This is a genomic window from Croceitalea marina, from assembly GCF_042684265.1.
Classification (GTDB): Bacteria; Bacteroidota; Bacteroidia; order Flavobacteriales; family Flavobacteriaceae; genus Croceitalea; species Croceitalea marina.
On the sequence record NZ_JBHULB010000001.1, the window covers coordinates 12,693 to 24,832 of the forward strand.

Below are 12,140 nucleotides of genomic sequence, written 5' to 3' on the forward strand. Positions count from 1 at the left end.
TATGTTTCCAAATATAATAAAATCCGCCAGCTAAATATTGAGCCAGTAGGTTAACTTTAAATTGATGGATCGCACTCTTGGGGCGAAAGTGTTTACAAAGTAATTGTCATTATACACCAAAAACAAATCTGAAAGCGGTGCAAATCGCCATTGTAGCCTAGAGTTTATACCAAGATTATCTCTTTGATTACTGTACTGAACAAGTGTAGACCAAAACAAAGACTTATTAAAGGTTATATTGGCTCTCGGGCTGATCAACCAAATGTCGGCCCTTGAAAATGGTGATGGCAATTCTATATGATCATACTGTGCATTAAACCCAATATTTACTTTGGGGATGAACCTCCAAGTAAATCTGGTTTCCATAGAGTATCTGTTTCCATTGAAAAAGCCACCATAACTGGGTTGAACGCTAAAAGAAAAATTCTTACGATTATCTGATTGAAATTCAAGTTCTACATTGCTAAAGTGGTAGCCAGTATCAGCTGGTAACGAAACGGCATTTTCCTTTCCGGTAGGTTCAAATTCAGAGGCCAAATAAACAAAACGTTTTGAGAAACGGGCTTGTAGCCTTTCAAGTGTTCTAAATTCAGCTGATGTTTCTAAAGATACATTGTAATCGGTATTTCTAAAATCTAGTCCAGGCCTCCAAGTAAGTGTATTGAAAAGTTGGGCCTGATATCTATTTACTTTTCCTTTTGCCGGCCAAAACCTACCCTCTAGATTATTGGTGAGTTTAAAAATATCCTTTCGTCTTATAAAGCCTAAATCTGAATTAAATTCTTCGTCAATTGAAACAGCATCTACAAAAGCGGAAAAGTAACGGGTGTTTTTTCCCAGATTTATCCCGAGAGAATAATTTCCTTCGTTATCATTTGGTTGAAAAGATTTATGAACATAAGCTTTGCCTACCCAACTGTTATCTTCAGAGGCCAAATTATAATCTATACCTATAACCCGATTGTATTCTTCATCTTCAGGTAAAAAAGAAGCGGCATTAATGGCTTGTCTATTTATGAAAAAGAACCCAACATTAGATCTAGCAAAGAGCTTTTGCTGTAGTGCGAACATCATATTATTATTGGAGGGTATTTCGTTTTCTTCATCTTTTTCGGTCTGAATGTTGAGAAAACCTAACCTAAGGTTATTGTTTATTTTACCACTTAAACGTAGCCCACCTATAATTCTATTTTCAATGGTGTTATCAGCTGTATCTCTCGCAATGCCAATTCTTCTAGAGAAAAACGGATTAGCATCCCTGCCGCCACCAAAATTTCCAAAGAGGTCGTTGTTGTCAACAAAAAATTGTCTCCTTTCTGGTAAGGCCACTTCAAATCGCGTAAGGTTTGTGATAAAATTATCTACCTCTACAGTTGAGAAGTCGGGATTAATGGTTAAATCAAGATTAAGACTATTGCCCACTGCAATTTTCGCATCACCGCCTACTTTTAAATTTGTTAGTGATTTATTGTTTTCAAAATCTTTTGAAGAGATAGTATTTACGTACGGGATTAGCGCAAGTGGTGTTCTTGATTTTCCCAAGGGTTTTTCGAAAATCATATCCCCCATAAAGGCCAGACCAAAAATAAATTGGTTTTGAGGAATTTTAATCCATGTGGTTCGTTCATTGGTCTGCATGTCTAAACGATAACTATTAAAACGCCATTTGGTTTCTCCCTCCTTGAATTTGAAAGAGGTAAGGGGTATTGCCATTTCAGCAGTAAAGTAGTTGTCATAAATTTTAGATTCACCACGCCATTTTACATCCCAAGAAGTGGTAAAACCACCTCGATCAGTTCCACCACCAGAAATTAGTGCCTCACGCCTTACGCCGTATGGGTTCATGCCAAAAAGAAACGCATTTGTGCCGTCATTGAAGGTGTCAAAAACAAGACTTATTTGATCAATTCCACCGCCTCTAAAATCTCTCTGCAATGAGTTTGTCAAAAAATCTTTACCGGCCGCATTTCCTTTAATGGCAATGTAAAGGGTGGTATTGTCGTAAAGCATTTTAATGGTGGTCTGCTGTTCCGCCATCACAGAATCGGATGGAAAGTACTGATGGAAGTCTTTGGCACTTTCTGCACTGTCCCAAATAGGTTCGTCTAGAATTCCGTCAATTTTAATGTTCTCTGAAATAAGTTTTACTGTGAAAGACTTGCTCTGATCTTGTGCATTAAGCTTAAAAAAGAAAATCAGTAAGAGTATAGCAGCGTAATATCTTGCCATATTTGAGTTTGAATTAGCCTGACAAATTTAATAGTAAGCTACGTTAAAAAAATGCCAAAAGAACTATGCTGAGGAATTGTCTTTTTTCTTAGGTTCGCGTTTTGCTTCTTTAAGACTTTTCATGAGCATCCACTCTATTTGGCCATTGGTGCTGCGAAATTCATCTGCTGCCCATTTTTCAATTGCCTTTAGCATTTCTTCATTTAATCGCAGTGCGAAGGCCTTTTTCTTACTCATTCCTTAAGATAAAAGTTGTGATTGCATTTACCAATTCGCTAGAAAGCGGAAAATTAGGTGAAGTATATGATTTCAAGTTTTCTTCTTGTTTTTCAATTTCTTTTAAAACATGGTTCATATTGTCAATTAAAATTAATTCTGCATTATGCTCTAAAACAGAACTATTTTCGGTTATAGCATTTAATAAGTTATTTGCATCGGCGGTGTTAATCTGTAAGTCTTTTTCACCTTGAATAATTAAGATGGGTTTATTAATTTTTTTAATTTCTGAAGTAGGACTAATACTCATCCAGCTTTTAAAGAATTTTTGATTCTGTGGGGCGAAAATCGATAGTAACATTGGGTTCACTGATAAGATAGTATCGGTTTTTGCCAGTTCGGCAAAATGTTCTTTGGCTATTTTACCTAAACCTTCATTCTGTTCTGTTAGTTGTTTGCTAATAACACTATCTATTGTGTTTGAAGGGCCAGCTAAAGAGATGTACGATTTTATATTGTCATCGGCAGCCAACATTGCCACTAGAGAGCCTTGGCTATGACCGATTAAATGTATCGACTTAAAACGGTTATCATTTTTAAAGTGAGCGATTACTTTTGATACATCGTCTACAAAATCTGTAAGACTGATATTTTTTAAAAATTTAAAGTTATTTGTATTTGAGGTCCGCTTATCATACCTATAAAGGGCGATTCCGTTTTTGGTTAAACTATCCGATAGTTGCGCAATGTAGTTCGCTTTGGCAAGCCCTCCCTGATTACCGTTTCTATCCACATTTCCAGAACCGTGTACGAAGATAAGTAGCGGTACTTTCTGCTTCGTTTTAGGATAACTGAGGGTGCCGGGGATAGAAATTTGCCCATTTTTCAAATCAATTTCTTCGATTACAATGTTCTGGCCTTGTAAAAGGAGTGGAAGTAATATGAATATGAAATAAACGTTTTTCATCTGTTCTTATTTCTTTCAAATACGACGGTCGCAGAATTTTCAGCAATATGGATGACTTGCCATCCTTGTTTGGCAAATTCATTCAAGGTGGCTTCTAAACGTTCACCATTTTTGTTCAATCCCATTTTCCATTTTTCAACTTTATATTCCTTCATTATTGAAATATCTATTTATTACTATTTGAGCATTATCAGGATCTTGAGTTCCAATAAGTATCTTTTTTCCATTTTTTAGATGAATTTGAATACCCATATTACCCTTAACATTATATGCGATGTCATTACTTTTTGGAACAGGTTTTATTCCCCAACCGCCATATTCTAGAATAGGCTTGTATTTACGGGTATAACACTTATCCATTTCTTTCCATGAGATTGTTTTCTTCCCCCTATGAAAAGGCCTGAACTGATATTGAATTCCATTTTCATCAATGGTAGTTTTTAAACCTAATAAAAATAGTAAAGCTACTACAAGCACTAACATTAAAATTACAGCTATTTGGGCTGCGTAATCGGAGGAGGATACTTTGTCTACTGCATTTCCGGCAATGTACCATTGGTACATAAAATAAAGCAAAATACCAATTACGCTGAAGTTTATGACAAGCATCCACCATTGGTTAAACCTTTGTTTTTCTTCATAAATCCGCATCTTCTAATGATTTAAAGTTCCAGTATTTACAATAGGGGAGGCATCTTTATCAGAGCATAGTACTACCATGAGGTTACTTACCATTGCTGCTTTACGTTCTTCGTCCAAATCAACAATATTCTTTTGGCTGAGTTCTTCAAGCGCCATTTCAACCATACTCACAGCGCCTTCAACAATTTTATGTCTTGCAGCAACAATAGCGGTTGCCTGTTGCCTTTTAAGCATCGCATTGGCAATTTCTTGAGCATAAGCAAGATACCCTATTCGAGCTTCAAGTACTTCGATACCTGCCATAGAAAGTCTTTCTTGCACTTCTTTTTCTAAAGCTTCGCTAACTTCATTTACACTAGAACGTAGGGTGATATCTTCTTCAATACCTTCATCTGCAAAATTATCGTACGGATACATACTTGCCAATTTTCGAACGGCGGCATCTGTCTGTACTCTTACAAAATTCTTATAATCATCTACCTCAAATGCAGCTTTGTAAGTATTGGTGACACGCCATACCAAAATGGTGCTTATCATAACCGGGTTACCTAATTTGTCATTGACTTTAAGTCTTTCACTATCGAAGTTGCTGGCCCTAAGGGATATTTTCTTTTTTGAGTAAAGCGGATTTACCCAATAAAGCCCATTTCTTTTAATTGTGCCCACGTATTTACCAAAGAGCAATAACACTCTCGAACTGTTTGGGTTGACAAGTACAAGTCCGAAAGCTAAAATGAAGCCTAAAAATACCAAAATTCCGAACCAAGGTGAACTAGTAGAGATGATTGCGGCTATTCCCCCAAAGAATAAAAGCAAAAAAATAAATAGCATGAAGTACCCATTAAGGGGGGTTACAATTTTTTCGTTTGTCATAGTTAATTATTTGAAATGATATTAAAATAGTATCATAAATATATAATATTAAATCGAATAATTAAAATGCGTTTGTTGTAAGTAGTAAAAAGTAATTTTTGGTTAACATATACCTTTATAATAAGCGTTACTTTTGGCGAAAATTAATTTCATGCGCAGTATTTTTCTTCTTTTGTTCTTGATTCCCACACTTGCTTTTTCAAATATTTGGGGTCGTACCGGCCACCGGGTAACAGGTCATATAGCTGAAAAACACCTCACTAGAAAAGCAAGAAAAGCAATAAAAGAATTATTAGATGGGCATAGTCTTGCATTTGCATCTACCTATGCCGATGAGATTAAGTCTGACCGTAGTTTTTCTGAATATACTCCATGGCACTATGTGAACTATCCACTGGCGCAAAGTTATCTTGAATCGGATAAAAGCGAGTATGGTGATCTTGTTGTGGCTATTGATAGTTGTATTACTGTTCTAAAAAACAAGAACAGTACAAAAAAGGATAAAGCGTTCTATTTAAAATTTTTAATTCATCTAATAGGTGATCTTCATCAGCCTATGCATGCTGGTATAGAAGCGGATCGTGGAGGTAATGATATTCAAGTACAATGGTTTGGTAGAGGGTCAAACCTGCACAAAGTATGGGATACCAATATGTTAGAAGCATACGGTATGAGTTACTATGAGCTGGGAGATGAATTAGATAGGGCAACAACAAAAAATGAAAGAAGAACTATACAACAAGGAACAATAGTAGATTGGTTGGGTGAATCTCACGATTATGCAACTGAACTTTACAATTCGGTAAGTGTCGGTGAAAAATTAGGATATTCTTATACCTATAAATACAACCCACTTTTATTTGAAAGACTACAAAAAGGAGGTTTACGCTTGGCGAAAGTGCTCAACGATGTTTTTTCTTAGTGAACGTTTTTTAACGCTTTGAAACCTTATTGCCAGAGATATTTCTTTGTCGCGAACATTTAAACCGATTGATTTCATCAGTACGTAGCTTTGAATGTTTGGTGCTTCTGCCCTGCACACGTTTACGCCACATTCTGAAACTGCTGGGTTTCATTTCGCGACGCATTATTTCGATAGTCTCTTGTTCAGATATGCCAAACTGATAGGTAATCGCGTCAAAAGGGGTGCGATCTTCCCATGCCATTTCTATTATGCGGTCTAATTCTCTTTCTGTAAATTCTTTTTTCATAGCATTACAAAGCTACAAATTAATAGACCACTCTGAAGGTAAGATTAATACGTTCTGTAATCGGTTTGGCAGTTTTGGGTATTTGATGCTGCCAGAAGTGCTGGGTTTCGCCTTTCATCAATAGCAGGCTTCCATGCTCTAAAAGTATTTTCTGTTTAAGCTGTTTCTCATTTTTATGTCTAAGATGAAAAAAGCGTTCTTGCCCCAAACTTATAGATGCAATTACCGGATTTTCACCTAGTTCGGTCTCATCATCGGCATGCCACCCATTGCTGTCTTTACCATCCCTATAAAGATTAAGAAGGCAAGTAGTGAAAGTGGTCATGGCCACTAATTCTATGCTTTTTTTCAACTCTTGTAGCTCCTTGCTGAAAGGCTTTGGGTGCATGGTAATATTGGAGTAGGAGTAAGCCTTGCCATTGTTGCCAAATAATGCAGTTAATCTGGGTTGCGGGTAGACTTTTCCAAAAACTTTGATATCATCTTGTTGCCAAGGAACAGTTTTCTTTAAATTATAAAAATAGTTATCAGCAATAGTTTTTTCAATAAAGTTGGGGTAGTAACTTATATCTGAATCGGGCAAGTCAAACTTAATTTCTTTATCGAATAATTGAGCCATTATTGCAGAACGGTTTTTAATTGATTTCGATACTCAGAAGGATTCTGCCCCGTAAAAGCCTTAAACGATTTATTGAAATGTGAGAAATTATTGAAACCGCTTTCAAAACATACCTCGGTAATACTAATGGGTTGTTCGGCCAACAATTTTGAGGCATGTACCAAACGATACTCATTTACAAATTGCACAAATGTCTTATTGGTTATTTTTTTAAAATATCGACAAAAAGAGGGTATGGTCATGCTAACCAAATTCGCTATCTCCTCTAAAGAGATATCCTCTTTAAAATTGGTCTTGACGTGGTTGAACACGACGTTTATCCTATCATTATCTTTAACCTCTGTCTCCATAGAAAAACCTTCGGCGTTCAAAACTTGAAATTCATCAGAGGATCCCAATTCATTCAATATGTTTAATATAGATAACAATCGCTGAAAGTCTGGTTGATACTCTAGAATCTCCATTTTTTCACCTATCCTTTTTTTGGTCTTTCCATGAAACGCAATCCCGCTTTTAGATATATTTAAAAGGGACTGAATTTTTTTCATTTCAGGGATATCAAAAAAGTTATTCCCTAAAAAATCAATTTTCATTTGCACCACCGTTTCACTTTTATTGCCAGTTAATTTGTCGGTAAAACCACAATGGGGTAGGTTTGACCCCACTAGAATCAAATCTCCATCTCTAAAATAAGAGACATGGCTACCTATTTGTCTTTTACCTGAGCCTCCATTAATGTATACTAGCTCCAGTTCAGGGTGAAAGTGCCATCCGGCATTGGCATTCAATTTGTTTTCATCAAATCTTTGGTAAGTGAAAGACTTTCCGAAATCTGGGGCGATAGCTTCAAAAGTAGGTTTCTGATTCATCACGTTCATTTTTTCAATCTTATAGTAAAATTAGTAAGGTCTTTAAGATTGAATCTATGCAAAATTAACTGAAATATATACAATATTACCTTTAATGTAACAAGTTGTAATAGTCTGGGTTAAAATTAAACATAAATTGGAAAATCCTGTGGTAGTTTGGAAGCTTTAAACGGACTTAAATTTGCAATGTAAATTAATTACAAATCTTAAAAACAACATGTTATGAAGACAATCTTAAAAAATTCAGTAGCAGCAGCCATATTATTAAGTTCAACTTTAAGTATGGCCAACGGACCAGAAAAAGAATTCGGTAAAAAAGGAATTTCTAAGAACGAAGTTGAAAAGAACATCATCAATTTTGATTTTGACCCAACTTTTAAAAGAAAAGGCGACAAATTATTTATGAACCTGCTAAATCTTGATAAAGAAAAAGTAATTATTACAGTTATTGATAGTGAGGGTAGGGTGGTATTTAAAGAAGTAATAAAAAATGCGGTGGTCGTTGAAAAGGCCTTTAATTTTGAAAATGCCTTTGAAGATAAATACACTGTAGTTATTACTGATAGTAAAGAAACTTTCCAAGAAAGTGTGGTGGTTAAAGGAAAATAGTTTAGTTAATTTTTATTCAGTTTAAAAAGCCTCAATCTCAAGTTGAGGTTTTTTTATGTATATCTTTTTAGGTTTTCTCGTTTATGTGGTGGTAAGGCTATATTGTTAATAGCTAAATCAACTAAAGCACTATCCTTTTTTCGCATGTATAGTAATTGATAAAATTGTTTTACTGTCAGTGCATTTACAGATTGTTCAACCAGGTTCAGGTCGGCATCATTGGTAACGGTGCCTTCTTCTAAAATTTTAACATAAGTACCGGGCTTTTCATTATGTATGAACTGTTTTAATATGTTTTGGTCTTTAAAACGAATACCTAGCTTAAAACACGGTTCACGAGGTTGTGTTACTTGTACCAGTGCCGTGCCAATTTTGTAGATATTCCCTATTCTAATTTTGGATTCGTCTAACCCTGTAACTGTTAGGTTTTCTCCGAACATCCCCCAGTCCCAATCAAGATTGGGGTATTTTTTCTTCCAGAAATCATAGTTATCGGCCGAAAACAAATAGCATGCTTTGTAAATTCCGCCATGATGTTTTCGGTCTATAACAGCATCTTTTGCTACATCTTCTTTTTGTAATAAAATAGGTTCATTTACGGGATACTTATAAATTCCGGTTTCTATGGTTTCGCCATTCCATAATACTTTGGTCGGTTTACCAATGTTTGTAGAGACAACTTTCATCTTATGAAAATAAAAAAACCATCACATTTGTGATGGTTTTTCATGTTAATGTTTAGCGGGTTAGTCTTCTTTTTCTAAACGTTTTGTCATGGTGAATCCAACAAATAAACCAATACCTGCCATAAAAAAGATGGTTGCCGGGTAAGCCACATCTTCATCAAAACCGAGAGCCTCCAAAAGTGAGCCTAAAAATATTCCGAGACCTATGCCTATTAATAGTAAGGCAAGATTTAACAACAATACTTTCCAAATAGGCGCTGTTCTGCTATCTCGGCCCTTTACAAAAATACTTGCATCGGCACCTTTTTCTATTAAGGCCAGTCGTTCTTTGTTTCGTGTTGAGAAATAGAGATAGGCTATTCCGAAAATTGCACCAAAGAAAATTGGTATAATGATTAATTCTGATCCCATAATTGTTTCGATTTTTAATTGATTAATAAACTCATTTGCCCTTATGACGATAGCTTTTCAAAAAAGGTTACACCCATTTAAGTTTTTTTGAATTTATGTAACCTTAATAGCAATATTTTCGTCTTATGGATTAAATGGAACAAAACCAATACCAACCAAATGTTCAATTAATAATTAATGGTAATTCGCAGGAGTTTTCAAAACTAGTGGATAACTATAAGAATTTGGTGTTTACGGTGGCGTTACGAATGTTGAAAAATACAGAAGAAGCAGAAGAAGTGACCCAAGACACTTTTGTTAAGGTTTTTAAGTCTATCAAAAGCTTTAAAGGAGATTCTAAATTTTCTACTTGGATTTATAGAATAGCCTACAACAGTTGTTTGGATAGGCTTAAAAAAATAAAAAAAGTGCAACAAATAAAGTCGTTCGATGAAATATCGGGTGTAGAAATATCTGATTTGAGTACAGTTTTAGATGCTATTGAAAGAGAAGAAAAGTCAAAGGTGTTGAAACAATGTATAGGCTTGCTGTCACCAAGTGATAGTGCTTTACTTACATTATTTTACTTTGAAGAAAAAAACTTGAACGAACTTTCTAAGATTCTTAACTTAACAGAAAACAATGTTAAGGTTAAACTCTTTAGAGCTAGAGCTAGATTGGCAAAGATATTAAAAGAAAGGTTGAACCCTGAAACAATAAAGCATTATGGATAACCAAGAGGAATTAGAAAAGCTTATCGATAAGTTGATGGTATCCGATACTTTGGAGACGCCTTCATTGAATTTCACTAAAAAGGTGCTGGAAAAAACAATTTCTGTAAAAAGTGAAAGATTGGTATATAGACCTTTGTTACCAAAATGGATGCTTCTTTTGGCAGTAGTCGTAGTTGTAGGCTTTCTTGTATATGGAATTAACCTATATATAACTTCAGGTATTTCTAATCCGTATTTTAAAGACTTGAATAAAGTAGGAATTTGGTCTTCTAATTTTTTCTCACAATTCAGTTTATCAAAAACGATGACGTATGCGATTGTAATATCTGGTTTGATGGTTTGCTTGCATACGTTGGTATTAAAAAAATACTTTGAGAATAGGTTGGCCTAAAACGGCAAATACCAATAGGCCCAATACATTAGCCCGAATTGTAAAGGAATTCTAAGGATTAAAACCCATTTCGGAATGCCGGCAGATGCTTTCTCGCCTGATAACATGTAAAAATGTACGATTAGGAATATGCCGAGCATAGCTACAATACCCCAAATAGCGATGTTTTTTGTAAAAGAAAAGCAAAGCCCTATGCCTAAAGCAATTTCAGCAACTCCACTCCAGAAAACCAATGCCTTATGATTTGGTAAGTACCTTGGCATAATACGCATATAAGCCTTTGGTTTAATAAAGTGCATTAACCCACCAAATACGTACATAAAGGCCATTAGGTAAAGATGCCAGGGGTATATCATAAATTATTCTTTAAAGTGCCAAAACGGTATTTCTGCTTCGATATAGGTCTCTGTTGTATCCTTTACTTTTCGAAATCGGCGCAGTATTAGAAGATGTTTTCCTTCAGAGATTTCCCTAATGTCTATATTGGTCTCAAAACCTAATTGACCCTTAGTGTTTGTTGTGGCGATAAAATCTGAATCAAATTTTAAGGTGTCGATTTTAAAGGAATAGATTTCATTAAAAAGGGTAACATATCGTTTTCTAAGACTATCCCTCTGTCTTCTATTTTTCCAACTGTTACCTGAACCGGTTATTTGAATATCAGAAGATAAACCCCTTAGGTCTTTTTCAGGCTTGATGGTGGAGTCGTAAGCAAAAATTCGATCTTCAATATTTTCTTCAAAAGGGATAAAAACAGGTAAATAGGGGGTTCTGATTATTTTTGATGGAATTACTATTTCTCCTGGTAAATCTCCTTCCTCCGTGAGTAAATCTTGATAATTTTCTTTATTTGCAAAAATTGAGGATGAATCTCTATCCGCATCCAAATAATTAGATTTTTCATAAGTAAAAGATGCAAGAATTAATATGCATACATATATGGGCGTTAATAGAAGAATTAGCCTCTTGCCGAATTTGTTGTCTAGAAAATTGTAAACCAAGGGTCTGTATAAGAAAGATAAGGTCACAAAACTAAATATCCAATATATCGGAAAGTAGACTTTGGCTACCCATTTGTTACGTTTGAGCAAACCTTGTGTAATAAAATCAAAAAAGGTCAAGAGCATGCCGATAACAAGAAAAATCATTAAAAAGATGCCAACTCCTTGCGATATCCACCTAGGGAGAGTTTCATTATCGATAATAAAATTTGCAATCAGTACAAAACAAATGATGACTAAGGCCAAGGCTATCACGTAGAATATCAGTAGAAAAGAAATGGCGAAGAGTACACTACAATAATTTTCGAGACTACCAATATAGCGGTCGAACGATACTATTTTTTTTGAGAGATAGTTTTTGAATTTATCGGTATACTTTAATTTATCGAATTCAATGTCGCCCGAAACATAACGTAAGCCTAAAGCACCTATCCATAAACCCCTTAAAATAACGTGCAGCAATAGATTAAAAAGCAAAATTGAACAGGCAATAAGTGCGATAAAATGCACAACGAAACTATAGATTTGCCTTTCATTTTCTGCATTTAGCATTTCAATTTTTAAGGGCTCGTAAGCTGTAAAAAGCCCGAAAATGGCAAAACCAGAAATTAGAAGTTCCAGTTCCCAACTTTGTTGTTGTAGAGAGTCCAACAGCTTTCTAAATGCAGGACTTTTATAATCGTTATTCATTGGCATGGTTGAC

Annotated in this window: 17 protein-coding genes; 4 read left to right on the top strand and 13 right to left on the bottom strand. The window is 35.1% G+C overall.

Translation table 11 applies throughout. The annotated features are described in order from the left end of the window. Positions 1-30 precede the first annotated feature (30 nt). From ACFSQJ_RS00055 to ACFSQJ_RS00080, 6 genes are all read right to left on the bottom strand, one after another. A complete protein-coding gene (locus ACFSQJ_RS00055; protein WP_377764705.1) occupies positions 31-2,229 on the bottom strand; it encodes a DUF5916 domain-containing protein in 2,199 nt (732 codons plus the stop codon). A 63-nt stretch (positions 2,230-2,292) separates the two neighbouring features. Next, a complete protein-coding gene (locus ACFSQJ_RS00060) occupies positions 2,293-2,466 on the bottom strand; it encodes an Arc family DNA-binding protein (RefSeq protein ID WP_377764706.1) in 174 nt (57 codons plus the stop codon). Beyond that, positions 2,459-3,412, bottom strand: a complete 954-nt coding sequence (locus ACFSQJ_RS00065; protein ID WP_377764707.1) for an alpha/beta hydrolase family protein — start codon at positions 3,410-3,412, stop codon at positions 2,459-2,461. The genes ACFSQJ_RS00060 and ACFSQJ_RS00065 overlap by 8 nt, the downstream gene beginning before the upstream one ends. Next, positions 3,409-3,567: a DUF4177 domain-containing protein gene (locus ACFSQJ_RS00070; RefSeq protein ID WP_377764708.1), complete on the bottom strand. Its 159-nt coding sequence runs from the start codon at positions 3,565-3,567 to the stop codon at positions 3,409-3,411. Before ACFSQJ_RS00070 ends, ACFSQJ_RS00065 begins: the two co-directional genes overlap by 4 nt. Further along, positions 3,554-4,063 (bottom strand): hypothetical protein, encoded by a 510-nt coding sequence (locus tag ACFSQJ_RS00075; RefSeq protein ID WP_377764709.1) that lies wholly within the window; start codon positions 4,061-4,063, stop codon positions 3,554-3,556. The genes ACFSQJ_RS00070 and ACFSQJ_RS00075 overlap by 14 nt, the downstream gene beginning before the upstream one ends. A 3-nt stretch (positions 4,064-4,066) precedes the next feature. Then, positions 4,067-4,927 carry an SPFH domain-containing protein gene (locus ACFSQJ_RS00080; protein ID WP_377764710.1) on the bottom strand — a complete coding sequence of 287 codons (861 nt, stop codon included), beginning with the start codon at positions 4,925-4,927 and terminating at the stop codon, positions 4,067-4,069. A 151-nt stretch (positions 4,928-5,078) separates the two neighbouring features. On the opposite strand from ACFSQJ_RS00080, the gene ACFSQJ_RS00085 reads away from it, so the two are divergent. Then, positions 5,079-5,849 carry a S1/P1 nuclease gene (locus tag ACFSQJ_RS00085; protein ID WP_377764711.1) on the top strand — a complete coding sequence of 257 codons (771 nt, stop codon included), beginning with the start codon at positions 5,079-5,081 and terminating at the stop codon, positions 5,847-5,849. A gap of 10 nt (positions 5,850-5,859) precedes the next feature. Here ACFSQJ_RS00085 and ACFSQJ_RS00090 read toward each other — a convergent pair whose 3' ends face one another. Genes ACFSQJ_RS00090 through ACFSQJ_RS00100 form a run of 3 tightly spaced genes read right to left on the bottom strand, consistent with a single transcriptional unit; the run spans position 5,860 to position 7,626 of the window. Beyond that, positions 5,860-6,138, bottom strand: coding sequence for a TIGR03643 family protein (locus tag ACFSQJ_RS00090; protein ID WP_377764712.1), 279 nt, complete (start codon positions 6,136-6,138; stop codon positions 5,860-5,862). Positions 6,139-6,157: 19 nt separating this feature from the next. Then, positions 6,158-6,757: an alpha-ketoglutarate-dependent dioxygenase AlkB family protein gene (locus ACFSQJ_RS00095; RefSeq protein ID WP_377764713.1), complete on the bottom strand. Its 600-nt coding sequence runs from the start codon at positions 6,755-6,757 to the stop codon at positions 6,158-6,160. Further along, the gene (locus ACFSQJ_RS00100; RefSeq protein WP_377764714.1) at positions 6,757-7,626 is read right to left on the bottom strand and encodes an AraC family transcriptional regulator; all 870 of its coding nucleotides are present in this window, start codon (positions 7,624-7,626) and stop codon (positions 6,757-6,759) included. Before ACFSQJ_RS00100 ends, ACFSQJ_RS00095 begins: the two co-directional genes overlap by 1 nt. Positions 7,627-7,848: 222 nt before the next feature. On the opposite strand from ACFSQJ_RS00100, the gene ACFSQJ_RS00105 reads away from it, so the two are divergent. Further along, on the top strand, positions 7,849-8,235 hold the full coding sequence (locus tag ACFSQJ_RS00105; RefSeq protein WP_377764715.1) for a hypothetical protein: 387 nt from the start codon (positions 7,849-7,851) through the stop codon (positions 8,233-8,235). Between the two features lie 53 nt (positions 8,236-8,288). Here ACFSQJ_RS00105 and ACFSQJ_RS00110 read toward each other — a convergent pair whose 3' ends face one another. Then, the gene (locus ACFSQJ_RS00110) at positions 8,289-8,921 is read right to left on the bottom strand and encodes an MOSC domain-containing protein (RefSeq protein ID WP_377764716.1); all 633 of its coding nucleotides are present in this window, start codon (positions 8,919-8,921) and stop codon (positions 8,289-8,291) included. Positions 8,922-8,981: 60 nt separating this feature from the next. Next, positions 8,982-9,332, bottom strand: a complete 351-nt coding sequence (locus ACFSQJ_RS00115) for a DUF6249 domain-containing protein (protein WP_377764717.1) — start codon at positions 9,330-9,332, stop codon at positions 8,982-8,984. 134 nt (positions 9,333-9,466) lie between these two features. Here ACFSQJ_RS00115 and ACFSQJ_RS00120 point away from each other — a divergent pair, with 134 nt between their 5' ends. Beyond that, positions 9,467-10,045, top strand: coding sequence for an RNA polymerase sigma factor (locus ACFSQJ_RS00120; RefSeq protein WP_377764718.1), 579 nt, complete (start codon positions 9,467-9,469; stop codon positions 10,043-10,045). Next, on the top strand, positions 10,038-10,436 hold the full coding sequence (locus tag ACFSQJ_RS00125; protein WP_377764719.1) for a hypothetical protein: 399 nt from the start codon (positions 10,038-10,040) through the stop codon (positions 10,434-10,436). Before ACFSQJ_RS00120 ends, ACFSQJ_RS00125 begins: the two co-directional genes overlap by 8 nt. Here ACFSQJ_RS00125 and ACFSQJ_RS00130 read toward each other — a convergent pair. After that, entirely contained in the window at positions 10,433-10,792 is a 360-nt protein-coding gene (locus tag ACFSQJ_RS00130; protein WP_377764720.1) for a DoxX family protein, read from the bottom strand. The two genes, ACFSQJ_RS00125 and ACFSQJ_RS00130, sit on opposite strands and share 4 nt — an antisense overlap. Positions 10,793-10,795: 3 nt before the next feature. Further along, positions 10,796-12,127, bottom strand: a complete 1,332-nt coding sequence (locus ACFSQJ_RS00135; protein WP_377764721.1) for a hypothetical protein — start codon at positions 12,125-12,127, stop codon at positions 10,796-10,798. Between the last annotated feature and the right edge of the window lie 13 nt (positions 12,128-12,140).